The sequence below is a fragment of the Streptomyces shenzhenensis genome (genome assembly GCF_003688995.1).
GTDB classification, from domain to species: Bacteria; Actinomycetota; Actinomycetes; order Streptomycetales; family Streptomycetaceae; genus Streptomyces; species Streptomyces shenzhenensis_A.
Map to the genome: position 1 here is coordinate 92,298 of NZ_PENI01000011.1, position 25,246 is coordinate 117,543.

General features: G+C 70.6%; 19 protein-coding genes and 2 pseudogenes. 11 read left to right on the forward strand and 10 right to left on the reverse strand.

Going from position 1 to position 25,246, the window contains the following annotated elements; genetic code table 11:
* The first annotated feature begins 31 nt into the window (after positions 1-31).
* The 3 genes and pseudogenes from CTZ28_RS18970 to CTZ28_RS18985 form a co-directional block, all read left to right on the forward strand.
* Positions 32-1,075 carry a 3-isopropylmalate dehydrogenase gene (locus tag CTZ28_RS18970; protein WP_121890741.1) on the forward strand — a complete coding sequence of 348 codons (1,044 nt, stop codon included), beginning with the start codon at positions 32-34 and terminating at the stop codon, positions 1,073-1,075.
* Positions 1,076-1,317: 242 nt separating this feature from the next.
* The gene (locus CTZ28_RS18975) at positions 1,318-2,406 is read left to right on the forward strand and encodes a branched-chain amino acid aminotransferase (protein WP_121890743.1); all 1,089 of its coding nucleotides are present in this window, start codon (positions 1,318-1,320) and stop codon (positions 2,404-2,406) included.
* 358 nt (positions 2,407-2,764) lie between these two features.
* A pseudogene (locus CTZ28_RS18985) lies at positions 2,765-2,887 on the forward strand (transcriptional regulator); the annotation flags it as partial.
* Here CTZ28_RS18985 and CTZ28_RS49550 read toward each other — a convergent pair.
* A pseudogene (locus tag CTZ28_RS49550) lies at positions 2,869-3,148 on the reverse strand (hypothetical protein); the annotation flags it as partial. The pseudogenes CTZ28_RS18985 and CTZ28_RS49550 overlap by 19 nt on opposite strands.
* Positions 3,149-3,156: 8 nt before the next feature.
* Between CTZ28_RS49550 and CTZ28_RS18990 the strand changes: the two are divergent.
* From CTZ28_RS18990 to CTZ28_RS19005, 3 genes are all read left to right on the forward strand, one after another.
* Positions 3,157-4,458, forward strand: coding sequence for an MFS transporter (locus CTZ28_RS18990; RefSeq protein WP_121890745.1), 1,302 nt, complete (start codon positions 3,157-3,159; stop codon positions 4,456-4,458).
* A 283-nt stretch (positions 4,459-4,741) separates the two neighbouring features.
* A complete protein-coding gene (gene cimA, locus CTZ28_RS19000; RefSeq protein WP_121890749.1) occupies positions 4,742-6,352 on the forward strand; it encodes a citramalate synthase in 1,611 nt (536 codons plus the stop codon).
* Positions 6,353-6,542: 190 nt separating this feature from the next.
* Positions 6,543-7,925, forward strand: coding sequence for a hypothetical protein (locus tag CTZ28_RS19005; protein ID WP_121890751.1), 1,383 nt, complete (start codon positions 6,543-6,545; stop codon positions 7,923-7,925).
* 29 nt (positions 7,926-7,954) lie between these two features.
* On the opposite strand, the gene CTZ28_RS19010 is transcribed toward CTZ28_RS19005, so the two are convergent.
* Positions 7,955-8,551: a YceI family protein gene (locus CTZ28_RS19010; RefSeq protein WP_121890753.1), complete on the reverse strand. Its 597-nt coding sequence runs from the start codon at positions 8,549-8,551 to the stop codon at positions 7,955-7,957.
* A gap of 434 nt (positions 8,552-8,985) precedes the next feature.
* On the opposite strand from CTZ28_RS19010, the gene CTZ28_RS19015 reads away from it, so the two are divergent.
* Both CTZ28_RS19015 and CTZ28_RS19020 read left to right on the forward strand, forming a co-directional pair.
* Positions 8,986-10,581: an acyl-CoA carboxylase subunit beta gene (locus CTZ28_RS19015; protein ID WP_121890755.1), complete on the forward strand. Its 1,596-nt coding sequence runs from the start codon at positions 8,986-8,988 to the stop codon at positions 10,579-10,581.
* A 66-nt stretch (positions 10,582-10,647) separates the two neighbouring features.
* On the forward strand, positions 10,648-10,845 hold the full coding sequence (locus CTZ28_RS19020; RefSeq protein WP_121890757.1) for an acyl-CoA carboxylase subunit epsilon: 198 nt from the start codon (positions 10,648-10,650) through the stop codon (positions 10,843-10,845).
* Positions 10,846-11,414: 569 nt separating this feature from the next.
* Here CTZ28_RS19020 and CTZ28_RS19025 read toward each other — a convergent pair.
* The 8 genes from CTZ28_RS19025 to CTZ28_RS19060 form a co-directional block, all read right to left on the reverse strand.
* Complete coding sequence (locus CTZ28_RS19025; RefSeq protein WP_121890759.1) at positions 11,415-11,996, reverse strand: GTP-binding protein; 582 nt, start codon at positions 11,994-11,996, stop codon at positions 11,415-11,417.
* Positions 11,977-12,540: a DUF742 domain-containing protein gene (locus CTZ28_RS19030; RefSeq protein WP_121890761.1), complete on the reverse strand. Its 564-nt coding sequence runs from the start codon at positions 12,538-12,540 to the stop codon at positions 11,977-11,979. Before CTZ28_RS19030 ends, CTZ28_RS19025 begins: the two co-directional genes overlap by 20 nt.
* 96 nt (positions 12,541-12,636) lie before the next feature.
* On the reverse strand, positions 12,637-13,050 hold the full coding sequence (locus CTZ28_RS19035; RefSeq protein WP_004983065.1) for a roadblock/LC7 domain-containing protein: 414 nt from the start codon (positions 13,048-13,050) through the stop codon (positions 12,637-12,639).
* 10 nt (positions 13,051-13,060) lie between these two features.
* Positions 13,061-16,288: a nitrate- and nitrite sensing domain-containing protein gene (locus CTZ28_RS19040; protein WP_121890763.1), complete on the reverse strand. Its 3,228-nt coding sequence runs from the start codon at positions 16,286-16,288 to the stop codon at positions 13,061-13,063.
* Positions 16,289-16,673: 385 nt separating this feature from the next.
* Entirely contained in the window at positions 16,674-17,249 is a 576-nt protein-coding gene (locus tag CTZ28_RS19045; RefSeq protein WP_054219273.1) for a GTP-binding protein, read from the reverse strand.
* Entirely contained in the window at positions 17,230-17,628 is a 399-nt protein-coding gene (locus CTZ28_RS19050) for a DUF742 domain-containing protein (RefSeq protein ID WP_121890765.1), read from the reverse strand. The genes CTZ28_RS19045 and CTZ28_RS19050 overlap by 20 nt, the downstream gene beginning before the upstream one ends.
* A 111-nt stretch (positions 17,629-17,739) precedes the next feature.
* Positions 17,740-18,153: a roadblock/LC7 domain-containing protein gene (locus CTZ28_RS19055; protein ID WP_121890767.1), complete on the reverse strand. Its 414-nt coding sequence runs from the start codon at positions 18,151-18,153 to the stop codon at positions 17,740-17,742.
* A 9-nt stretch (positions 18,154-18,162) separates the two neighbouring features.
* Positions 18,163-21,963, reverse strand: coding sequence for a sensor histidine kinase (locus CTZ28_RS19060; RefSeq protein ID WP_121890769.1), 3,801 nt, complete (start codon positions 21,961-21,963; stop codon positions 18,163-18,165).
* A gap of 567 nt (positions 21,964-22,530) precedes the next feature.
* Between CTZ28_RS19060 and CTZ28_RS19065 the strand changes: the two genes are divergently transcribed.
* The 3 genes from CTZ28_RS19065 to gltX all read left to right on the forward strand — a co-directional run bounded on the left by CTZ28_RS19065 (position 22,531) and on the right by gltX (position 25,222).
* Positions 22,531-22,719, forward strand: a complete 189-nt coding sequence (locus tag CTZ28_RS19065; protein WP_121890770.1) for a hypothetical protein — start codon at positions 22,531-22,533, stop codon at positions 22,717-22,719.
* A gap of 201 nt (positions 22,720-22,920) precedes the next feature.
* Positions 22,921-23,706: a fumarylacetoacetate hydrolase family protein gene (locus tag CTZ28_RS19070; RefSeq protein ID WP_121890772.1), complete on the forward strand. Its 786-nt coding sequence runs from the start codon at positions 22,921-22,923 to the stop codon at positions 23,704-23,706.
* Positions 23,699-25,222 (forward strand): glutamate--tRNA ligase, encoded by a 1,524-nt coding sequence (gltX, locus tag CTZ28_RS19075; protein WP_121890774.1) that lies wholly within the window; start codon positions 23,699-23,701, stop codon positions 25,220-25,222. The genes CTZ28_RS19070 and gltX overlap by 8 nt, the downstream gene beginning before the upstream one ends.
* The last annotated feature ends 24 nt before the right edge of the window (positions 25,223-25,246 follow it).

Sequence of the window (25,246 nt, forward strand, 5' to 3'; positions counted from 1 at the left end):
CATCCCATGGGACGAGGAGTAGGGTGCCCGCATGTCTCGCAGCCTCAATCTCGCAGTCATCCCCGGCGACGGCATCGGCCAGGAGGTCGTGGCCGAAGGCCTCAAGGTCCTCTCCGCCGTCCTTCCGCAGGATGTGAAGCTGGAGACCAAGGAGTACGACTTCGGAGCCAAGCGCTACCACGCCACCGGTGAGACCCTCACCGACGCCGACCTCGACGCGCTCAAGCAGCACGACGCCATCCTGCTCGGCGCGATCGGCGACCCGTCGGTCCCCTCCGGCGTCCTGGAGCGCGGCTTCCTGCTCAAGCTCCGTTTCGCCTTCGACCACCACGTCAACCTGCGTCCGTCGAAGCTGCTCCCCGGTGTCGCCACCCCGCTGGCCGGCCAGCCCGAGATCGACTTCGTCGTCGTCCGCGAGGGTACCGAAGGCCCCTACACGGGCAACGGCGGCACCATCCGCACGGGCACCCCGCACGAGGTCGCCACCGAGGTCTCCGTCAACACCGCCTTCGGTGTGGAGCGCGTGGTCCGCGACGCCTTCGCCCGTGCCCAGGCCCGCCCGCGCCAGAAGCTCACGCTGGTCCACAAGAACAACGTGCTGACCTTCGCCGGGCACCTGTGGACGAACATCTTCAACAAGGTGGCCGCGGAGTACCCCGAGGTCGCCACCGAGTACATCCACGTCGACGCCGCCACCATCTACCTGGTCACCCAGCCCGAACGGTTCGACGTCATCGTCACCGACAACCTCTTCGGCGACATCATCACCGACCTCGCCGCGGCCGTCTCCGGCGGCATCGGCGTGGCCGCCTCCGGCAACATCAACCCGAGCGGCGCGTTCCCGTCCATGTTCGAGCCGGTCCACGGCTCGGCCCCGGACATCGCGGGCCTCGGCAAGGCCGACCCCACCGCCACCGTGCTGTCCGTCGCGCTGCTGCTGCGCCACCTCGGCCACGACGCCGAGGCGGCCCGCATCGAGGACGCCGTCTCCGCCGACCTCGCGGAGCGCGGTGCCAAGCCCGCCCGCAGCACCTCGGAGATCGGCGACGCGCTCTCCGTACGCGTAGCCGGCTGAGCCCCGCCGCGCTGCATCAAGCCGTCGGGTGGCTCAGGCGCCCGGCGGCTTCCCCATGTCCCCGCCGGGTGCCACCATCGACCCCTGGGCCGCATTCACCCCGATTCCTTCCGTCCGCGCACCGCGTGATAATCAAACGCGGAGCCGCGGCATGAGGGAATGCTCGGACGTCCTAGCACCGGCCACCGGCCGGACGGACGTGAGCGCGGCCCGTCACTACAACCGGTGAAGGACTACCACTCATGACGACGCCCACGATCGAGCTCAAGCCCTCCGCCCGCCCGCTGCCCGCAGCGGAGCGGGAGGCGATCCTGGCCAACCCCGGATTCGGCCGCCACTTCACCGACCACATGGTGACGATCAAGTGGACCGAGGGCCGGGGCTGGCACGACGGGCAGCTCGTTCCGTACGCGCCGATCCCTCTCGACCCGGCCACCAACGTCCTGCACTACGCGCAGGAGATCTTCGAGGGGCTCAAGGCCTACCGGCGCCCCGACGGCTCCGTGGCCACCTTCCGCCCGGACCAGAACGCCAAGCGCTTCCAGCGCTCCGCCCGTCGGCTCGCGATGCCCGAACTGCCGGTGGAGACCTTCGTCGAGGCGTGTGACGCCCTGGTCCGGCAGGACAAGGACTGGGTGCCCGCGCACGGTGGCGAGGAATCCCTCTATCTGCGGCCCTTCATGATCGCGACCGAGGTCGGCCTGGGTGTGAAGCCGGCCGACGAGTATCTGTTCCTCGTCATCGCCTCCCCGGCCGGCGCGTACTTCGCCGGGGGCGTCAAGCCGGTCTCCATCTGGGTCTCCGAGAACCGGGTCCGCGCCGTCCCCGGCGGCATGGGCGACGCCAAGACGGGCGGCAACTACGCCGCCTCCCTGCTTGCCCAGGCCGAGGCCGCGGCCGAGGGCTGCGATCAGGTCTGCTACCTCGACGCGGTCGAGCACCAGTGGGTCGAGGAACTAGGCGGCATGAACCTGTACTTCGTGTACGGCAACAAGATCGTCACGCCGCCGCTCAGCGGTTCGATCCTGGAGGGCGTCACCCGTGACAGCCTGCTGACCGTGGCCCGCGACCTCGGTTACGAGTCGGAGGAGTCCCCGGTCTCCGTCGAGCAGTGGCAGCGCGACTCGGAGGACGGCACCCTCACCGAGGTGTTCGCCTGCGGCACCGCTGCCGCGATCACCCCGGTCGGCACGGTCAAGCGCGCGGGCGCCGAGTGGAAGCAGTCGGACGGCGAGCCCGGCAAGGTCACCCTCGAACTCCGCCAGGCGCTCCTCGACATCCAGCGCGGCGTCTCCGAGGACCGGCACGGCTGGATGCACCCGCTCGGCTGAGTCCACCGCACCGGCGAGGGCCGCCCCGGACCGCGGGCCCGGGGTGGATCCGGCCGCCGGGGTCCCACGGCCGCCGGAACGCCCGGACGGCCCGGCCGGACGCCGACCCCGCCTTCGCGGGCCCGGACGACCTAGGGCCTCTCGTTTGGATCATGCCGGGCTCGCGGGCCCTGGCACCGCGCCTCGCGGCGTTGTCGTCGGTTGTCAGGGCTCCGCCCTGCCGCCCTCCTCCGCCTTGCGATCCACGGCACCAGACCCCGCTCCCTGATCCGGCCTGATCCAAACGAAAGACCCTAGCCGCCTCCGGTGCCGCTTCGAGCCGGTCGCGGTGGTGCGCCGCCCGGGATGGTCCGTCGCCGACGACGTCCGCGCCCGGCCGGCCGCGGACGAGAGTGCCTGGCACCGTGACCTCGTCGCGTTGACCGCCGAGGGCATCTCGCGCGGCGCGTTCCGGCCGGTCGACGGCGACCGTTTCGCCGCGGTGTCGACCTCGCGGACCGCCGGGTCGCGGCCGTCGGCCAGGCGGGTGGCGTCGGCCGCGCAGACCGGGACCTCGCGCGCGGCGCCGCCGGGCGGGGTCCAGTCGGCGTCGGTGACCGAGGGCCCGTGGCGGGGGTCGAAGAAGCAGGGCGGGCGGCCTGCGTGGCACCGGCCGGTCCCGGGTCCCGGGTCCCGTACGGCCCCGTGAACGCAATGAACACAATCCGATGCGCTCTTGTCGCACCTGCGAACACCCGGCACGTTACGGCCATGGGACGAGAGCATTGGAAGAGGATCTGGATCGGCTCGGCGGGCAACATGGTCGAGTGGTTCGACTGGTTCGTGTACGCGAGTTTCGCCACCTACTTCGCCGGGGCGTTCTTCCCGAGCGGCAACCCCACGGCCCAGCTGATGAACACGGCCGGCATCTTCGCCGTCGGGTTCTTCATGCGCCCCGTCGGCGGCTGGCTGCTCGGCCGGGTGGGCGACCGCAGGGGACGCAAGGCCGCGCTGACCCTGACCGTCACGCTGATGTCCGCGTCCGCGCTGCTCATCGCCGTCGCGCCGACCTACTCGGTGGCCGGCTACGGTGGCGCGCTCGTGCTGCTCGTTGCCCGGCTGCTGCAAGGGCTGTCGGTGGGCGGCGAGTACGCGGCCAGCGCCACCTATCTGACCGAGGCGACGGACCCGCGCAGGCGCGGCTTCGCCTCCAGCTTCCAGTACGTGTCCATGACCGCGGGCCAGATCGTCGGCCTCGGCCTGCTGATCGTCCTCCAGCGCACCATGTCCGACGACGCGCTGCACAGCTACGGCTGGCGCATCCCGTTCGTGGTGGGCGCGCTCGGCGCCGCGGTCGTCTTCTATCTGCGCCGCACCATGCTGGAGACCGAGGTGTACGCGGAGGACACCACGGGCACGGAGGAGCGCGGCACCCTGCGCGCGCTGTGGCGGTACCGGCGGGAGGCCTTCCTGGTCGTCGCGCTGACCATGGGCGGCACGGTCGCCTACTACACGTACACCACCTACCTCACCAAGTACCTGTCGAACTCGGCCGGCCTGGCCAAGGAGACCGCCACCCTCGTCTCCTTCACCGCGCTGATCGTCTTCGCCTGCCTGCAACCCCTCGCGGGCCGGCTCTCCGACCGGATCGGCCGCCGCCCGCTGCTGATCACCTTCGCGGTCGGCTCCACCGTACTCACCGTGCCGATCATGACCCTGCTGAAGCACGCGGGCGGCTACTGGCCCGCCCTCGGTCTCTCCCTGCTCGCGCTCGTCGTGGTCACCGGCTACACCTCGATCAACGCGTGCGTGAAGGCGGAACTGTTCCCGACGGGGGTGCGCGCGCTGGGCGTGGCGCTGCCCTACGCGATCGCCAACGCGCTGTTCGGCGGCACGGCGGAATACGTCGCCCTGTGGTTCAAGGACGCGGGTGCGGAGTCCGGCTTCTACTGGTACGTGGCCGGCTGTGCCGCCGTGTCTCTCGTGGTGTACATCACCATGCGGGAGACGAAGGACCTGGATCTGACGCGGGTGGCGTCTCGCGAGGCGTCCCAGGTGACGACCGCATCCTGAGACGGACGGTGAGCCGGGGGTGAGTTGTGCCAGACTGCCCCCGTGCTCTCGTTCGCCATGATTATTGGCAGCAGGCGCGCCGGTCCGCAGTGACCACCACGTACGACCAGGTACGGGTGGCCACCGTCGTCCTCGACCCGCGCGCAGACCTCTCGCACCCGCGAGGGGTTTTTTCGTTTCCTGGCCCATCTTCAGCCGGGAGCGGAGCGCGAGGGAATACTGGGGGGACGGTGGAGCCGGTCATTCCGGTAAGACCGAGATCCAAAACAGGAGCCTTGAGACCATGACCGAGACGGAAACCAGCGAGCTCGACGACTCGTTCCACGTCTTCGACACCACGCTGCGTGACGGCGCGCAGCGCGAGGGCATCAACCTCACCGTCGCGGACAAGCTCGCCATCGCACGGCACCTGGACGACTTCGGAGTGGGCTTCATCGAGGGCGGGTGGCCCGGAGCGAACCCCCGGGACACCGAGTTCTTCGCCCGCGCCCGGCAGGAGATCGACTTCCGGCACGCCCAGCTCGTCGCGTTCGGCTCGACTCGGCGGGCCGGCGCCAAGGCCGCCGACGACCCGCAGGTCAGGGCGCTGCTGGAGTCCGGCGCCCCGGTCATCACGCTGGTCGCCAAGTCGCACGACCGGCATGTCGAACTGGCGCTGCGCACCACGCTCGACGAGAACCTGGAGATGATCCGCGACACCGTGTCGCATCTGCGCGCGCAGGGCCGCCGGGTGTTCGTCGACTGCGAGCACTTCTTCGACGGCTACCGGGCCAACCCCGAGTACGCGAAGGCGGTCGTCCGCACCGCCGCGCAGGCCGGCGCGGACGTGGTGGTGCTGTGCGACACCAACGGCGGCATGCTCCCGGCCCAGATCCAGGCCGTGGTCTCCACGGTCCGCGCGGACACCGGCGCCCGGCTCGGCATCCACGCCCAGGACGACACGGGCTGCGCGGTGGCCAACACCCTCGCGGCCGTGGACGCCGGCGCCACCCATGTGCAGTGCACGGCGAACGGCTACGGCGAGCGGGTCGGCAACGCCAACCTCTTCCCGGTGGTCGCCGCCCTGGAACTGAAGTACGGCAAGAAGGTCCTCCCGGAGGGCCGGCTGCGCGAGATGACGCGCACCTCGCACGCGATCGCCGAGGTGGTCAACCTCACCCCCTCCACCCACCAGCCGTACGTCGGTGTCTCCGCCTTCGCCCACAAGGCCGGCCTGCACGCCTCCGCGATCAAGGTCGACCCGGACCTGTACCAGCACATCGACCCCGAACGGGTCGGCAACACCATGCGCATGCTGGTCTCCGACATGGCCGGCCGCGCCTCCATCGAGCTGAAGGGCCGGGAACTCGGCATCGACCTGGGCGGCGACCGCGAACTGGTCGGCCGGGTCGTCGAGCGCGTCAAGGAACGCGAGCTGAAGGGCTACACCTACGAGGCGGCGGACGCCTCGTTCGAACTGCTGCTGCGCGCCGAGGCCGAGGGCAGGCCGCTGACGTACTTCCGGGTCGAGTCCTGGCGGGCCATCGTCGAGGACCGCCCCGACGGCACCCACGCCAACGAGGCCACGGTCAAGCTCTGGGCCAAGGGCGAGCGCATCGTCGCCACGGCGGAGGGCAACGGCCCGGTCAACGCCCTCGACCGGGCCCTGCGGGTGGCGCTGGAGAAGATCTATCCGCAGCTCGCCAAGCTCGACCTCGTCGACTACAAGGTCCGCATCCTGGAGGGCAAGCACGGCACCCAGTCCACCACCCGGGTCCTGATCGCCACCTCCGACGGCGCCGGCGAGTGGTCCACGGTGGGCGTCGCCGAGAACGTCATCGCGGCCTCCTGGCAGGCCCTGGAGGACGCCTACACCTACGGCCTGCTCCGGGCGGGAGTCGAACCGGCGAAGTAGCCCGTGGGTGGGTCACCGCATCCCGGCGGTGACCCACCCCGCGCGGCCGGCGGCCCCGCCGGTCCCCAGGGACAACGGGCCTGCCGCGGGCGGGACTTGGACGGGTACGGCGGCCGGGGCGACCGCACCCTGCCATGTGGGCCATTTGCCCGGATAACCCCCTATGGGGGGCTTCGGGTAGCTTCGAAGTATGAAGGCCGTACCGAGGGCCGCACCCGCGGCCGTACGACGGGCCCAGAGCCTTCCGGCGCTGCTGCTGGCCGTCCTGGCGCTGGTCGCCATGACCGCGTTCGCGCCCGGCGCCACGGCGGCCACCGGCGTCTCGGCCATCGCCGACGCCCTCCGCAAGAGCCCGGTGTACGTCGATCCGGCGGCCGGCGGACAGCTGTCGGCGGTGGACGCGCGGGCCCTGACCGATCGGATCGAGGCGTCCGGCAAACCCGTCTTCGTCGCCGTCCTGCCGGCCGGCCATCCCACCCGGAACCTGTTCACGGACCTGCGCACCGCCACCGGGATCACCGGTCTGTACGCCGTCCGCCTCGGCGACCGCTTCGACGCCCGTGCCGACTCCTCGGTCCTGTCCCGCACGGCCGTGCGGAACCTCGTCACCAGCGTCCAGGGGGAGAGTGCCGGCACCCAGCTGACCGACTTCACCGACCGCGCCCTCGCCACCATGCACGGCCGGGCCCCCTCGTCCTGGGGCTCGTCCGGCGGCGGCACGTCCACCACCGCGCTGATCACCACGGCCGCCGTGCTGGTCGCCGGCGGCCTGTGCGCCTACACCCTGGTGCGGCGCAGCCGCCGGCACCATGAGCAGGGGCAGCGGGCGGCCCTGGAACGGCTGCGGGTGGTCGTGGACGAGGACATCACCGCCTTCGGCGAGGAGCTCGACCGGCTGGACTTCCATCCGGCCGAGGCCGGCGCGGACGACGCCATGCGCGCGGACTACGAGCGGGCACTGGACGCCTACGAGCAGGCGAAGCAGTACATGGCCGAGGCGCGCAGACCCGAGGACGTGCGCGCCGTCACCCGGACCCTGGAGGACGGGCGCTTCTCGCTCGCGCAGCTGTCCGCCCGCCGCGCGGGCCGCCCGCTGCCGGCCCGCCGCCCGCCCTGCTTCTTCGACCCCCGCCACGGGCCCTCGGTCACCGACGCCGACTGGACCCCGCCCGGCGGCGCCGCGCGCGAGGTCCCGGTCTGCGCGGCCGACGCCACCCGCCTGGCCGACGGCCGCGACCCGGCGGTCCGCGAGGTCGACACCGACCAGGGCCGCCGCCCCTACTGGGACGCGGGCCCCGTCTACGGCCCCTGGGCCGGCGGCTACTTCGGCGGCGGCATCCTGCCGGGCCTCCTCGTCGGGACGCTGCTCGGCAGCGCGATGGCCACCCCGGCGTACGCGGCCGACTACGGCACGGGCTACGGCGACTTCGGCGCGGGCGGCTATCAGGGCGGGGACGTGTCGGGCGCCGACTTCGACCCCGACGACTTCGGGGGCGGCTTCGGCGACGGCGGCGGCTTCGACTCAGGGGGCGACTTCGGCGGGAGCGGCGGCGACTTCGGCGGCGGGTTCTGAGGCCGGCCGGCCGGTCGCCGGCCGGTCGCTCAGGCGTTCTTGATCGCCGAGATGTCGAAGTTGAGCTTGATCTTGTCGGAGACCAGGACGCCGCCCGTCTCCAGGGCCGCGTTCCAGGTCAGACCCCACTCGGAGCGCAGGATCTCCGCTTTGCCCTCGAAGCCGACGCGCTCGTTGCCGAAGGGGTCCTTGGCGGAGCCGTTGAACTCGAGGTCGATGGCGAGCGGCCGGGTGACGCCGAGGATGGTCAGGTCGCCGGTGATCCGGTAGTCGTCCCCGCCCAGGGCTTCCGCCTGGGTGGAGCGGAAGGTCATCGTCGGGAACTCGTCGATCTTGAAGAAGTCGGCCGACTTCAGGTGGCCGTCGCGGTCGGCGCTGCCGGTCTCGATGCTGTCCATCGTGACGTCCAGCGAGGCGGTCGACTTGGCGGGGTCGTCGCCGTCGAGGTGCAGCGTGCCGGACAGCTCCGAGAAGCTGCCCTTGACGTTGGTGACCATGGCGTGGCGGGCGACGAAGCCGAGCGTGGTGTGCGCCGCGTCGATCGTGTAGTCGCCGGTGACCGAGGCCAGGTCGGGGCTCACCGCGCCGGTCGTCTCGTCGGCGTTCTTGCGGCCGAAGATGCCCATCTTGTGCTCCTTGAGTGACTGAGGGGTCATTGATGTTGAATGTTCAATGAGGCCAGTACGGAAGACCGTAGACCCATTCCGTTCAATATTCAACATCATCTACAGGCGTGTCGCACCTCCCTGGCAACTTCCGGCAGGCGGGGCGGCCGGTTTGCCGGGGTGGTTGTACCGCTAGGCTCTGCGGAGCGAACCGCTGTGCTTCGGGGGCCGCCGTTTGAGGTGCTGTGTCACTCCGGGGAGGGCATGTGCCGGGCGCGAATGTGAGGTGGCCCGCCGGTGACGACTTTGTGTCATCTCTACAAGCGTGACGCCTCCTGAGCAGTCGGAACGGCTGCATGGTGGTCAGGTTCTGTTCAGTGGTACCAGGAAAACGGGCCGGAGACTGTACGGAGTCGACGGCCCGCTTTCCTTGGTGTCCTTCGTAAGGTCGCTACATGACCGTTTTGGAAGAGACGACGGGTGAGCCGAGCGGCGAGCCGACGGACGCGCGCGGGCGGGTCGCCGAGCTGCACGCCATCCGTGCGCGGGCGCTGGCGGGTCCCAGCGAGAAGGCGACCGAGGCGCAGCACGCCAAGGGCAAGCTGACCGCCCGGGAGCGGATCGAGCTGCTCCTGGACCCGGGGTCCTTCCAGGAGGTCGAGCAGCTGCGCCGGCACCGGGCGTCCGGGTTCGGCCTGGAGGCCAAGAAGCCTTACACGGACGGTGTGATCACCGGCTGGGGCACGGTGGAGGGCCGTACGGTCTTCGTCTACGCCCATGACTTCCGGATCTTCGGCGGCGCGCTGGGCGAGGCCCACGCCACGAAGATCCACAAGATCATGGACATGGCCATCGCGGCCGGCGCCCCGCTGGTCTCCCTCAACGACGGCGCCGGCGCCCGGATCCAGGAGGGCGTCTCCGCGCTCGCCGGCTACGGCGGCATCTTCCAGCGCAACACCAAGGCGTCCGGGGTCATCCCGCAGATCAGCGTGATGCTCGGCCCGTGCGCGGGCGGCGCCGCCTACAGCCCGGCGCTGACGGACTTCGTGTTCATGGTCCGTGAGACCTCGCAGATGTTCATCACCGGGCCGGACGTGGTCAAGGCGGTCACCGGCGAGGAGATCACCCAGAACGGCCTGGGCGGCGCGGACGTGCACGCCGAGACCTCCGGTGTGTGCCACTTCGCCTACGACGACGAGGAGACCTGCATCGCGGAGGTGCGCTACCTCCTCTCTCTGCTGCCGCAGAACAACCGGGAGAACCCGCCGCGCGTCGAGTCGACCGACCCGGTGGACCGGCGCAGCGACGCCCTGCTCGACCTGGTCCCGGCGGACGGCAACCGGCCGTACGACATGGCCAAGGTCATCGAGGAGATCGTCGACGACGGCGAGTACCTGGAGGTCCACGAGCGCTGGGCCCGCAACATCATCTGCGCGCTGGCCCGGATCGACGGCCAGGTCGTGGGTATCGTCGCCAACCAGCCGCAGGTGCTCGCGGGCGTGCTGGACATCGAGGCCAGCGAAAAAGCTGCGCGCTTTGTCCAGATGTGTGACGCTTTTAACGTTCCGATCGTCACCTTCCTGGATGTCCCGGGATTCCTCCCCGGTGTCGACCAGGAACACGGCGGGATCATCCGGCACGGCGCGAAGCTGCTGTACGCGTACTGCAACGCCACCGTGCCGAGGATCTCGCTGATCCTCCGCAAGGCGTACGGAGGTGCCTACATCGTCATGGACAGCCAGTCCATCGGCGCGGACCTCACCTACGCCTGGCCCACCAACGAGATCGCCGTGATGGGTGCGGACGGCGCGGCCAACGTCATCTTCCGTCGGCAGATCGCGGGAGCCGAGGACCCCGAGGCCATGCGGCAGAAGATGGTCAAGGAGTACAAGGCCGAGCTGATGCACCCGTACTACGCGGCCGAGCGCGGTCTGGTCGACGACGTCATCGACCCGGCCGAGACCCGCGAGGTGCTGGCCAAGTCCCTGGTGATGCTGCACAGCAAGCACGCCGACCTGCCCTCGCGCAAGCACGGCAACCCCCCGCAGTGACCCCAGCGGATCCGCGGTAACCCACCCGTTCCCCCGCGGAAACCTCTCTCACGGAGACTGACAGCCATGAACACTCCCGACATCCGCGTCGAGAAGGGCCACGCCGAGCCCGAGGAGGTCGCCGCCATAACGGCGATCCTGCTGGCCCGTGCCGCCGCCCGCAACTCCGAGGCTGCCCCCGCGTACCGAGGCCGTGCCAAGGCCGGCTGGCGCCGCCTGGACCGCGAGCCCGGCTTCCGGGCACCACACAGCTGGCACGGCTAGGCTGCGCCGCTCAACAAACGCCAACCAAGAAGGGCCCCTCAAAAGAGGGGCCCTTCTTAGCGCGCGCCCAAAGGGGCGCGGGGAACGGCGCGCCCAGCCACGAACCACCCGCACCCGGCGCACAACCGCCCATGCGAGTGACGCGCCCCCGAAGGGGCGCGGGGAACGGCGCGACCGGCCACGAACCACCTGCACCCGGCGCACAACCGCCCATGCGAGTGACGCGCCCCCGAAGGGGCGCGGGGAACGGCGCGACCGGCCACGAACCACCTGCACCCGGCGCACAACCGCCCATGCGAGTGACGCGCCCCCGAAGGGGCGCGGGGAACGGCGCGACCGGCCACGAACCACCTGCACCCGGCGCACAACCGCCCATGCGAGTGACGCGCCCCCGAAGGGGCGCGGGGAACGGCGCGACCGGCCACGAACCACCCGCACCCGGCGCACAACCGCCCGTGGCACCCCGGTAGCCGAACCACCGGAGCGGGTGACGCGCCCCCAAAGGGGCGCGGGGAACGGCGCGCCCAGCCACGAACCACCCGCACCCGGCGCACAACCGTCAGCGACACTCAGCGGAGCCGAGCCATCAGCGCATGCTCCACGAGAGTGATCAGCGCACTCTTGGCATCGGCCCGATGCCGGGCGTCCGTCGTGATGATCGGCGTGTCCGGCCCGATCTGCAGCGCCTCGCGCACCTCGTCGGGCGTGTACGGCTGGTTGCCGTCGAAGCCGTTCAGGGCGACGACGAAGGGGAGACCCGAGTTCTCGAAGTAGTCGACCGCGGGGAAGCAGTCGGACAGCCGACGGGTGTCGACCAGTACGACCGCGCCGATGGCACCGCGCACCAGGTCGTCCCACATGAACCAGAACCGGTCCTGGCCGGGGGTGCCGAACAGGTACAGGATCAGGTCCTGGTCCAGGGTGATGCGGCCGAAGTCCATGGCGACCGTCGTGGTCGTCTTGTCCCCGGTGTGGGTGAGATCGTCGATGCCTGCCGAAGCGGACGTCATGACGGCCTCTGTGCGCAGCGGGTTGATCTCCGAGACAGCGCCGACGAACGTGGTCTTACCCACGCCGAAGCCGCCCGCCACCACGATTTTCGCAGAGGTGGTGGAGCGGGAAGGACCGCCGCTAGAGCTTGCGAAGTCCACTGAGCACCCTTTCGAGCAGTGTCACGTCTGGCTGGCCACCGGCGTTCTCGTCGCCGCCGGGCTGATGAATGGCGACCAGGCCCGCCTCCGCCAAGTCGGCGACGAGGATCCTGGCCACGCCGAGGGGAATGGTCAGCAACGCCGAGATCTCGGCGACCGACTTGATCTCTCGGCAGAGGTGGCAGATCCGCTGATGCTCGGGCAACTGGCCCTGCATCTGGTGCGGCTGCGCAGTGGTGTGCACCAGCGCCTCGATGGCGAGCTGGTACCGCGGGCGGGTCCGGCCGCCGGTCATGGCGTACGGACGCACCAAGGGGTTGTTCGCCGCCGTGGCCGGCGCCGGCTCGGGACGGCGCTGCGGCTGCACCGGCTGGATGCGCGGTGCCGGCGGCTGGTCGTACGGCGAAGGGCCGGGGCCCTGCGGTGCGTACGGCTGCCGGTGGCTCGGGGTGGAGGGGAAGTTGTACCGGTTCGTCGAACCGTCGCCCTGGGCAGGGCCGTACGACCAGTTGCCTGCAGACGAACCGTTTGGGGGTGTTGCCACTTTCTCTCCTCCTCCGACCGTGCCGGGCACCCGTCCCTGGGGTGCCGCGTCCCGAAACCTTACGGCCCCGGGACCCGAAAACGCACCGTCTGTCTGTTAGTTGAGAAGGCTTCCCTGAAGCTCCGCTCGGAGATCCGGGGTGAGAACCGTGCCCGCGCGGTCCACCAAAAGTGCCATCTCGTACCCGATGAGACCGATGTCCGCCTCCGGGTGTGCCAGGACTGCGAGCGACGAGCCGTCAGAAATGGACATGATGAAGAGGAATCCCCGCTCCATCTCCACAACCGTCTGATTCACGCTGCCCCCCTCGAAGATCCGGGAAGCGCCCGCGGTCAGAGACGTCAGACCGGAGGCGACGGCCGCGAGCTGGTCGGCGCGGTCGCGGGGAAACCCTTCGGACATCGCCAGAAGGAGTCCGTCGGCGGAGACCACCACCGTGTGGGACACCCCCGGGGTGTTGTCCACGAAGTTGGTGATCAACCAGTTCAGGTTCTGTGCCGCCTGGCTCATCGGGCTCACACTAACGCTCCTGGTTGTAGGTGCTGTCAGGACCGAAGCCCTGGCCGTTCGTTTCACTGCCCGCGCCCGCGTTGCGTCCGCGCTGGACGCCCCGACGCAGGTTGCTCAGCCGGCCCCGGACATCCTCCGGGGCGCGGGAGACCTGTGGGCCTCCCTGGGGGGTGGCTTCCGCGGCGCCCTCGATCAGGTTGGCCTTGGGTACCCGCCGTGGCAGACCGGAGGAGGTGACCCCGCCTGCCTTGGGCTTCCGCAGTTGTGAAGCCTGCTGCCAGCGCTCGTCGTTGGTCGAACGCCAGCCACTGTCACCGTTGTTCTCCGCGGGAGCCGCCGGTTCCTGGGGGCCGCCCGCCACGCCGCCCGTACCGTTGCCGTTCGGACCGCTCGCGGTGGATCCGCGGCGGGGCAGCCCGGCGTCGGTCAGCTCGTGGACAGCGGCGGAAGCCGGTCCCGGACGTTCGAAGCCTACGCGGTCCTGCTCCGCCACGTCACCGGCCTGCGCAGATTCCGCTTCGGGAGCGTACTGGGCCGGATATCCGTTCTGGAAGGCGTCAGGCTGTGGCCAGCCTTCCTGGTAGGAGGGCTCCTCGAAGGCGCGGAAGGAGTCGGCCGCGCCGGCGTGGGCGCCGGTCTGCTCCTGCTGGACGGGCTCCGCATACGACGGCTCCGGGTAGCCGCCGTGCGACGGGAAGGCGTCGCCCTGCGGGAGACCGCCGCCCGCCGTGAAGTACTGCTCGTCGTACGCCGCACGGCCCGGATCCTCGTAGGCCGGCTGCGGGTCGTAGGCCGCGGGCTGCTCCTGGTAGCCGGTACGGCCGGCGTCGTAGCCTTGGGCGTCGAACTCCTCGATGTAGGAGGGCGCCTCGGGTGTCTCCTGCGGTCCCTGGACGGGCTGGGCCGGGTCCGGTGCCTGGGACTCCAGGGCCGCGCGGCGCTCCTCGCGTATCAGCGAGCGGCCCACCGGGTCCAGTTCGCGGATGTCGTCGGGGACGTCGGTGTAGCGGCTGTCGTCGAAGCCGAGCTCTGCCGCGGTCCGCATCGGCGACGGCTGGCTGAAGTTCTCACCCTGGAACTGCTGCTCCGAGATGATCTGCGAGACCGTGAACTCCTCGCGGTCCAGCGGCTGTTCGCCGCCACCGCCGTGCGTGATGGCGTCGGGCAGCATCACCAGGGAGGTCGTGCCGGCCTGTTCGCCGGAGGGCCGCAGCTGGACGCGGATGCCGTGCCGGTCGGACAGCCTGCCGACCACGAACAGGCCCATGCGCTGGGAGATCGCCGCGTCCACGGTCGGTGGGTTGGCCAGCTTGTGGTTGATGTCCGCAAAGTCCTCGGCGGTCAGGCCGATGCCCTTGTCATGGATCTCGATCATGATCCGACCGTCGGGCAGCCGCGTGGCGGTGACGCGAACCTTGGTCTGCGGCGAGGAGAACGTCGTCGCGTTCTCCAGCAGCTCGGCCAGCAGATGGACGAGGTCGGTGACCGCGCGGCCGTGGATCTCGGCCTCCGGCACACCGGACAGTTCGATGCGCTCGTACTGCTCCACCTCGGAGGAGGCGGCGCGCAGCACGTCGACGAGCGGGACCGGCTGGTCCCAGCGGCGGCCGGGCTCCTCGCCGGCGAGGACGAGGAGGTTCTCGCCGTTGCGGCGCATGCGGGTCGCCAGATGGTCCAGCCGGAACAGGTTCTCCAGCTGGTCCGGGTCGGCCTCGTTGTTCTCCAGGTCGGTGATCAGGGTCAGCTGGCCCTCGATCAGCGACTGGTTGCGGCGCGAGAGGTTGGTGAAGATCGCGTTGATGTTGCCCCGCAGCAGGGCCTGCTCGGCGGCGAGCCGGACGGCCTCGCGGTGGACCTGGTCGAAGGCGCGGGCGACCTCGCCGATCTCGTCGGTCGAGGCGATCGGGATCGGTGCGACCCGGGTGTCGACGCGGCCGGGGTCGGTGCGGGAGAGCTGGTCGACCAGCATCGGCAGGCGCTGCTCGGCGATGCCGAAGGCGGCGTTGCGCAGCTGCCGCATCGAGCGGCTCATCTGCCGGGCGACGGCACCGGCCAGGATGAACGCGACGAGCAGGGCGACCACGACCACGGCACCGGTGATGATCGCGGCGGTCCGGGCGTCGGTGGCGATGCCGGAGGCCTCGCTCACCGCCTTGTCGGCCAGGTCCGCCTCGATCTGGCGGTACGCGTTGAACTTGAGGGTGTTGACCGCCCACCAGTTCTGCGCGGTGATGCCCTTCTGGGCGAGCTGCTCACGGGCGAGCGGGCTGGTGTCCGGCAGCGTGGCCACGGCCGAGACCATCGTGGTCGGGTTGGACGGCGGGGCTATGTACTTCGGGTCCTTGGCCGTGGCCTCCTGGGCCATCGCGGCGCCGTCGGCCTTGATCTTCTTCTCGGCGTCGATGAGCTTCTGGGCGTCCGCCTCGGTGCCACCGGCGCGGTACTCCTCGACGGCGACCCGCTCCAGGTAGGCGTAGGAGGAGAGGGCGACCCGCTGGGTGGCCAGGTTCGGCGCGTCCGGGCCGGGCTTGACCAGCAGGTGCATGCCGATGGACCGCTCCAGCGACAGCGCGGCCTTGGTCAGTGAGATGGCGTAGACGGTACGGCCGTAGGAGGTGATGTTGCCGGTGCCCAGACCGAGCTCGTTGGCGAACTCCATCAGGGGGTGGGCGATCCCGACGTACCCCTCTTCGGTGTTCACGCCGGTGAGCTTGGTGGAGTAGGCGTTCGCGCGCAGGGCCTGGAGCTTGGGTTCCTCCTGGCGGAACAGCGTCAGACGGCGCTCGAGGCCGGCCTTCTGCGGCATGCCCTGCGCGGCCTGATCGAAGACGTCGGCGGCCTGGTCGGTCTTCTTGCGGGCCTCGGTGACGGTGTTCTGGTCCGTGTTCAGCAGCAGCGGCGCCGCGGAGACATCGCGCTCGACGTACAGGGCGTCGGCATAGGTGAGGGCGGCGCGGACCAGGCGTGCGGTGCTCTCCGCGTCCCGTGCCTCCTGCCAGGTGTCGATCGAGCTCTTCACCTGGAAGCCGCCCATGACGAGACCGACCATCACGGGTATCAGCAGGATCGCGTTCAGCCGGGTCGGCACCCGCCAGTTCCGCGGAGAGAGACGGCCGCCGCGTGGGGCGGGAGCCGCCGACCGCTCAGGACCGGGCACAGGGGCGGGCGCCGCAGCGCGCGGCGGCGGGGTGAAGTTGCCCCGGGCCGACGGCGCGGGACCACTCTTGCTTCGCCTCACTCGACCAACAACCTCTCGGCGGCGGGCACCTACGTCGTGCCGCAGTCTCTCAGAGCCCCGTAGGTCAGGGACCACTCAGCTACTGAGTACGTCTTTGACTAATGGGCAGTTCAGGCATTCCAGCACGACGACCAGCGCACTTCCAAACAGTGAGAACCGTGGATTCCGAGTGACGCAAACCGCAGATAAAACGGTCATAAAGAGCGAGCCCCGCCAAAAGGCGGGGCATTTGTGAGCGCAGCGGCATCGGCCGACCGCGACGCGTGGCCACGCCACCCGATTCCTCTGCCGAAACGTTATGAACAGCGGAGCCGGCCGTGTCAAAAGCCACAGCCGACTCCGCTTTCCATACGACAACTGCCGTATGCCGCTTCCGACTTGAGTGCTACCTCAGCCGCGCCATGAGCGCGTGCTCGACCAGCGTGATCAGCGCACTCTTGGCGTCGGCCCGGTGCCGGGCGTCCGTCGTGATGATCGGTGTGTCCGGGCCGATCTGCAGCGCCTCGCGGACCTCGTCGGGGGTGTACGGCTGGTGGCCGTCAAAACCGTTGAGCGCGATGACGAACGGCAGACCGCTGTTCTCGAAGTAGTCGACCGCGGGGAAGCAGTCGGCCAGCCGACGGGTGTCGACCAGCACGACCGCGCCGATGGCACCGCGCACCAGGTCGTCCCACATGAACCAGAACCGGTCCTGGCCGGGGGTGCCGAACAGGTACAGGATCAGGTCCTGGTCGAGCGTGATGCGGCCGAAGTCCATGGCCACCGTGGTGGTGGTCTTGTCCCCGGTGTGGGTGAGGTCGTCGATGCCCGCGCTGGCGGACGTCATGACGGCCTCCGTGCGCAGCGGGTTGATCTCCGAGACGGCACCGACGAAGGTCGTCTTGCCGACGCCGAAGCCACCCGCCACCACGATCTTCGCGGAGGTGGTGGCCCGGCCCCCGTCAGAGCTTGCGAAGTCCACTGAGCACCCTTTCGAGCAGTGTCACGTCCGGTGCACCGCCGTTGTTCTCGTCGCCACCCGGCTGGTGGATGGCGACCAGGCCGGCCTCGGCGAGGTCGGCGACCAGGATCCGGGCCACGCCCAGAGGCATGGTGAGGAGCGCGGACACCTCGGCCACGGACTTCACCTCGCGGCACAGGTGGCAGATCCGCTGGTGCTCCGGGAGCAGCCCCATGAGCGCTGCCGGGTCGGCCGTGGTGCTGATCAGTGCCTCGATGGCGAGCTGGTAGCGCGGCCGGGTCCGGCCGCCGGTCATCGCGTACGGACGTACCAGCGGCTGGTCGCCCTCGTCCCCGTACGGCTCCGCGTACGGATCATGAGAGGCGGTGGGCGGGGTCATGAATCCTCCGGGCGGGACAGCAGGTCGGTCAGTCGTGCCGTCTGACGGGGCCGGTGGGGGGATTGTGGCGGCCGGACGGTGATTTGGTGAGCTGGGTGGATCCGGGGCCGGTCAGTGGAGCAGACTGCCCTGTAGTTCGGCGCGCAGGTCGGGCGTGAGGACGGCGCCCGCGCGGTCGACGAGGAGTGCCATCTCGTAACCGACGAGGCCGATGTCACACTCGGGGTGGGCCAGGACGGCGAGGGACGAGCCGTCCGAGATGGACATGAGGAAAAGGAAGCCGCGTTCCATCTCGACGACCGTCTGCGCCACGTCGCCCCCCTCGAAGATCCGGGAGGCCCCGGCTGTCAGCGAGGTGAGCCCGGACGCGACGGCCGCGAGCTGGTCGGCGCGGTCCCGGGGAAAGCCTTCCGACATGGCCAGAAGGAGTCCGTCGGCGGACACGACGACGGTGTGGGACACCCCTGGGGTGTTGTCCACGAAGTTGGTGATCAACCAGTTGAGATTCTGTGCCGCCTGGCTCATCTGGCTCAACTAACGCTCCTGCTGGTGAGTGGGGCTCGGGAAGCTGCCGGTCTGGCCGTTGTTGACCTGACGACCCTGCGCGATACCCCGACGGAGATTGGTCAGCCGGCCACGCACGTCATCGGGCGAGCGCGAGACCTGCGGACCGCTTTGGTGCTGTTGCTGCTGAGCCGTGCCCGGGACGAGGTTCGCCCGGGGCACCCGGCGCGGCAGACCGGAGGTGGTGACCCCGCCCGCTGCGGGCTGCCGCACCCGCTCGGCCTGCCGGACGAGTTCGTCGTTCGGCGAGCTGCGCCAGGAACTTGTGACGGGACGCTGTGGTCCCGTGGCCGGAGCCGGACCGCCCTGCGGCTGCTGCCCGGCCGGAGCCGAGCCGTTGCCCTGCTGCCGCTCCTGCTGGCCGCCGCGGAACCAGTTGGTCTCCAGGGTGTCGTACAGCGGGGTACGACCGTCACCGGGACCGCTCGCCGGGGGCAGCGCCTCCGGCCCCTGGTGGGGCGGGCGCTGCGGCGGGGCCGGCGGGCGCTGCCCGGAGAAGTCGGTGCCGCGGCCGTTGGTCTGCGGCCGCTCGAACTGGCCCGTGTGCTGCTGGTTCGGCCGGCCGGGCAGCGCGTGCTGACCGCTGGAGCCGCTGTCGTAGCCCTGCACCGGGAACTGCCCGGTGGCGCCGCTGTCGTAGCCCTGCGCGGCGAACTGCCCCGTGGCGCCGCTGTTGTCGTAGCCCGGTGTGGTGAACCGGCCGCCTTGACCGCCGTCGTACGCCTGCTGGGCGGTGAACCGGTCCGGGGCGGGGGCGTCCTGCTGGCCGGGTGGCGTACCGAAGACGTCGGAGCGGACGAACTGGCCCGGACCCTGCTGGCCGGGTCCGCCCGGGTGGCCGAACTGGCCGCCGTTCTGCGGGGCGTCGAAGCCGGGGCGGGCGAACTGGCCGGTGTTCTGGGGGCCGTTCGCACCGGTGAAGTCCGGGCGGGGGAACTCGCCGGTGGCGGCCGGACCCTGCGGGGCGTCGGCCGGGATCGCCGGCATCTCCGCTGTCGCGCCGGGGCCCTGGCGGTCGTCGAACCGCGGTATGCGCGAGGTCTGCGCCGGGTCCTGCTCGTCATGGCCGCGCGGTGCGTCCAGCGAGGCCCGGGACAGCGGCTGTCCGCTCTCGTCGCCCCAGCTCGGCGTGCGCGGCTGCGGGTTGCCGCCCGGCAGCTCGGCCCGCGGCCCGCCGCGCGGCGGCAGCTGCGGCTGCCGGCCCTGGTCGGCGCCGCTGCCGCGCTGCGGGGGCACCGGGGCACGGCCGCCGAACATGTCCTGTCCCGGCCCGCCGGGGCCGGCGGCGTGCAGACCCTGCGGAGCGTTCGGCGCCTGACCTCCGAAGACTCCGGCGCCCGCGCCGGCCGGGCCCTGCTGCGGCCCGCGTGCGCCACCCGGCGCACCCGGCCGGCCGCCCGGGCCCGTGCCGGGCAGTGCGGCCCGTGGCCCCTGGCCGGCGCCGACCTGGCCGCGCCCACCGGATCCGGTGCCGTGGCGGCCACCGCCGCCGGGGGCACCGGCGCCGAGGGAACCGGCGCCGCCAGGGGCTGCGCCTCGCCGGGCCGCGGCCGCGCCCGCGGCGGCCTGCGCCGCGGCCGGGCCGCCCGTGGCGGGCACGCCCGGCTGGCCCGGAGCGGGCTTCTTGCCGCCCTGGGCGACATCGACGGGCAGCATGACCAGCGCCGTCGTACCGCCCGAGTCGGACGGGCGCAGCTGGATGCGGATGCCGTGCCGCTGCGACAGCCGGCCGACCACGAACAGGCCCATGCGGCGGGAGACGGAGACGTCCACGGTGGGCGGCGAGGCGAGCCGCTCGTTGATCGCCGCGAGGTCCTCGGGGGAGAGGCCGATGCCGGTGTCGTGGATCTCGATCAGCACTCGGCCGTCGGGCAGGGCGTGACCGGTGACCTTGACCTTGGTCTGCGGCGAGGAGAACGAGGTCGCGTTCTCCAGCAGCTCGGCGAGCAGGTGCACGAGGTCGTTGACGACGCGTCCCGTGACCTCGGTGGTCGGCACCGAGGCCAGCTCGATCCGTTCGTACTGCTCCACCTCGGAGGCGGCGGCGCGGAGCACGTCGACCAGCGGGACCGGGCGGGTCCAGCGGCGGCCGGGCTCCTCACCGGCCAGGACCAGGAGGTTCTCGCCGTTACGGCGCATACGCGTGGCCAGGTGGTCCAGCTTGAACAGCGAGGACAGCTGGTCCGGGTCGGCCTCGCGGGACTCCAGTTCGGAGATGAGCGACAGCTGGCGTTGGATGAGGCCCTGGGAGCGGCGCGAGAGGTTGGTGAACATCGCGTTGACGTTGCCCCGCAGCAGGGCCTGCTCGGCGGCGAGGCGGACCGCCTCGCGGTGCACGTCGTCGAAGGCCGCGGCCACCTGGCCGATCTCGTCCCGGGAGTGCACACCGACCGACTCGACGGAGGTGTCGACGTCCTGCGGGTCGGACTCGGACAGCTGCTTGACCAGCTCGGGCAGGCGGTCCTGGGCGACCTTGGTCGCGGTCTCCTGGAGCCGGCGCAGCGAGCGGATCATGGACCGGGCGACGACGAACGCGCCGACCAGGGAGACGCCGAGGACGATCAGGATCAGCGCACCGGAGATGATCGCGTCGCGCTCGGTGGCGCTGCGCAGCTCGCGGGCCTTCTGCTCCATCTCTTCGAGCAGCGTGTGCTCGATCTTCTTCATCTGCTCGATCTTGGTCGAGCTGTCGTCCACCCAGTCGCGGTAGGAGCGCTTCGGGAGCCCGCTGATGCCGTCCTCGCCGCCGAGCGCGCGCTTGGCGTAGGTGTCCGCCGACTCGATGGTCGGGTTGCCCTCGTCGATGGGCTTGAGGAGTTCCTCGGCGCCCTGCGCGGAGTAGAGCTTGCGGAAGATGTTCAGCTCGGAGGACTCGCTCTGCAGCGCCGAATCGCCGTAGAGCCGGTCGTTGTCGGAGAGGATGCCCTGCGTCTTGTTGGTGTCGGGCAGGGCCGCGGCGATGACGGCGCGCTGCACGGACGCGTACTCCTTGGCGGTGGAGAAGGCCGCCAGGGCGCGGGTGCGCTGGATCATCTCCGGGTTGCTCGACGCCTGCGCCATGTCCGAGGAGAGGCCGATCAGCTGGTTGATCAGCCGGTGGTACGCCTCGACCGTCTGGGTCGAGTTGTCCTTGGACTGGTACGCGGACCGGCGGATCTTGGCCAGGCCGTCCAGCTGGCCGGCCAGACCGACGAGGCTGTCACGGACGCCCTGGAGGTTGCCGCCCTTGCTCGCGGCGTCGATGTCCTCGGAGGCGTTGAGGAAGTTGGTGAGGGCGCGGTCGGTCCGGTCCTGGTAGCCCTTGACGGTGAAATTGTCCGCCTTCAGGCCGTGCGCCAGCGGTCCGGCGGACTGGTCGCGCTCCTCCTGGAGCGCCGCGGCGAGCTCGGTCGCCTGCTTCGTCATGTCCGTCAGCAGCTTCATGTTGTCGAGCTGCTGGATGTCGTCCATGGACTGGTTGATGCGCAGCGCGCCCAGCGAGGTGGCCGCGACCACGGGGAGCGCGAGCAGCGACACCAGACGTGTGGAGATACGCCAGTTGCGCAGGGCTATTCGCGATCCGGGGCCGGTCGGGCCCTTGGCGGGCTTGGCCGGTGGTGCGGGGCTCGGCGGTGTGGGCGGCGTGCCGGGGCGCCCGGGGCGCTCTCCGCCGTCGCCGGTCGGGGTCGGGCCCGGGTTCTGGGCGTGCTGGGGCGAGGCGCCGCGGTCGGTCCCGCCGTGCGCCCCAGGCTCCGCCGGAGCGCTGCCATCCCTCTTGAAACGTCCCTGCACTAGCGTCGCAACCTCTGGACCAGGCGCCCCTCCGCGTGAGCGGACGGGCGGTGTCGGCGTTGTGGGGAGCGACCGTGAAGTACGCCCCCCAGGTGGTCGTGAGTGACCGGCGCTGGTTCCCCCTGACCCGCCGCCACGCGGCGCTGCTTTGCGCCCCCTGAGCGCCGGCTCGATTCCCGCGGCGGTCCGTGGAATTCCAGCACAGTGCCGGATCTCCAACAAGGCCCGTGGGCCAGCCCGTGACCTCTGTGACAGCGTGTGAGTGGGGCGTCACGAGACGTGGAAAAAGATCTCGCACATAACGGACTTACCCCTGCGAGTCACCGACGGTCGGACCGTGTCCCAGTCGCCATGATCAGGAGCGGAATGGCAGCTTCAGGGCCGCAATGTCCGTTTCATTGAGGCGAGTTGGCGGCCGGAATTGACCGGTTCGTGCCTGGATTCGTGAGCAAACTCACACGCCGATCATGCGCGCTTCGCGACGGCTGTGGGGAATCGGATGTTTAGCCTGACGCTTTACAAGAGGGAAGTATCTGCCAACCCACACAGGACAGGGCTCCTACAACCGTGAAGACCACGATGATGTTCCGCACCATAGCCAACCCGCGTCGCACCACTCTCGCCCACCTCGACGACGCCGGCGAGCTGCAGGCACCGGAACAGCCGGAGCACCCCCTCGATCTCCCGGCCCAGACCGCCAACCCGCGGCGCACGGTCCTCATGGAGGTTCCGGTCGCGGCCACCCCCGCGGAGTAGCGCGCGCGGGCCGCGCACCGCGGGACACGGCCCACCGGACGGCACGGGCGCCCCTCTGCGGAGTGGCGCCCTTCGTCGTACCCGGTAATCCGCGAGGTTACGGCCCCGCTGCCGCGTTAGCCTGGAGCGTCAGACTCCAGCGGACATCCAGCCGGTCTCCAGCCGACGCGGTCCTCTTCAGTTAAGGGGCGCAAGCATCCCGTGCGCATCGCCAGGTTCTCCATCGACGGGAACGTCGCCTTCGGCGCGGTCGAGGGCGACAAGCAGGACGAACTCGTCCTCGACATCATCAAGGGCATCCCGTTCGCGGACCACGAGCTGTCCGGGACCAAGGTCCCGCTGAGCAAGGTCCGGCTGCTCCCGCCGGTGCTCCCCAACAAGGTCGTGGCCTTCGGCCGCAACTACGCGGAGCACGCGAAGGAACTGGGCAACGCGGTGCCCGACGCCCCGTTCGCCTTCTTCAAGCCGTCCACCTCGGTGATCGGCCCCGGCGACGAGATCCAGTACCCGTCGTTCTCCACGGAACTGCACCACGAGGCCGAGCTGGCGGTGGTCATCGGCCGGATGTGCCGCGAGGTCCCGCGCGACCGTGTCAAGGACGTGATCTTCGGCTACACCTGCGCCAACGACATCACCGCCCGTGACGTCCAGCGGCGCGAGAAGCAGTGGGCCAGGGCCAAGGGCTTCGACACCTCCTGCCCGCTCGGCCCCTGGGTGGAGACGGACCTGGACCTGGAGCGCGCGAACGACCTCACCCTCCAGCTCACCGTCAACGGCGAACAGCGCCAGCTGGGCCGCACGAGCGAGATGATCCACCCCATCGAGGATCTGATCGTCAACATCACCGAGGCCATGACGCTGCTCCCCGGCGACGTGGTCCTCACCGGCACCCCGGCTGGGGTCGGCCCCCTCAACGTCGGCGACGAGGTCGCCGTCACCATCGAAGGCATCGGCACTCTCACCAACAAGGTTGTCAAGCGTGGCTAGCGCACTCTCCCCCAAGCTCTCGGCTTCGCTCGAGCAGGGGGTACCCGCATCCCCCGTACGGGTCCGTTTCTGCCCCTCGCCCACCGGTAACCCCCATGTGGGCCTGGTCCGCACCGCCCTGTTCAACTGGGCGTTCGCCCGGCACCACCAGGGCACGCTCGTCTTCCGCATCGAGGACACCGACGCGGCCCGCGACTCCGAGGAGTCGTACGACCAGCTCCTCGACGCGATGCGCTGGCTGGGCTTCGACTGGGACGAGGGCCCGGAGGTCGGCGGCCCGCACGCGCCGTACCGCCAGTCGCAGCGCATGGACTGCTACGCCGAGGTCGCCGGGAAGCTGCTCGACGCCGGCCATGCCTACCACTGCTACTGCTCCCAGGAGGAGCTGGACACCCGCCGCGAGGCGGCCCGCGCGGCCGGCCGGCCGTCCGGTTACGACGGCCACTGCCGCGACCTGACCCCCGCCCAGGTCGAGGAGTACCGGGCCCAGGGCCGCACCCCGATCGTCCGCTTCCGCATGCCGGACGAGACGATCACCTTCACCGACCTGGTCCGCGGCGAGCTGACCTTCACCCCGGAGAACGTGCCCGACTACGGCATCGTCCGCGCCAACGGCGCACCCCTGTACACGCTGGTCAACCCGGTCGACGACGCCCTCATGGAGATCACCCACGTCCTGCGCGGCGAGGACCTGCTCTCCTCCACCCCCCGCCAGATCGCCCTCTACAAGGCGCTGATCGAGCTGGGCATCGCCAAGGGCATCCCGGATTTCGGCCATCTGCCGTACGTGATGGGCGAGGGCAACAAGAAGCTCTCCAAGCGGGACCCGCAGTCCTCCCTCAACCTCTACCGGGAGCGCGGCTTCCTCCCCGAGGGGCTGCTCAACTACCTCTCCCTGCTCGGCTGGTCGCTCTCCGCCGACCAGGACATCTTCACGACCGACGAGATGGTCGCGGCCTTCGACATCGCCGACGTGAACCCCAACCCGGCCCGCTTCGACCTGAAGAAGTGCGAGGCGATCAACGCCGACCACATCCGGCTGCTGGACGTGAAGGACTTCACGGAGCGCTGCCGCCCGTGGCTCCAGGCCCCGTTCGCGCCCTGGGCGCCCGAGGCCTTCGACGAGACGAAGTGGCAGGCCATCGCCCCGCACGCGCAGACCCGCCTGAAGGTCCTGTCGGAGATCACGGACAACGTCGACTTCCTGTTCCTGCCGGAGCCGGTCCTCGACGAGGCGAGCTGGGCGAAGGCGATGAAGGAGGGCTCGGACGCCGTGCTGCGCACGGCCCGCGAGAAGCTGGAGCCGGCCGACTGGGCCTCGGCCGAGTCCCTGAAGGAGGCCGTGCTGGCGGCCGGCGAGGCGCATGGTCTCAAGCTGGGCAAGGCCCAGGCCCCGGTGCGGGTCGCGGTCACCGGCCGCACGGTCGGCCTGCCCCTCTTCGAGTCCCTGGAGGTGCTGGGCAAGGAGCGGACGCTGGCCCGCATCGACGCGGCCCTGGCGAAGCTCACCGCATAACGGCATGGCGCACAACGGCGGCGC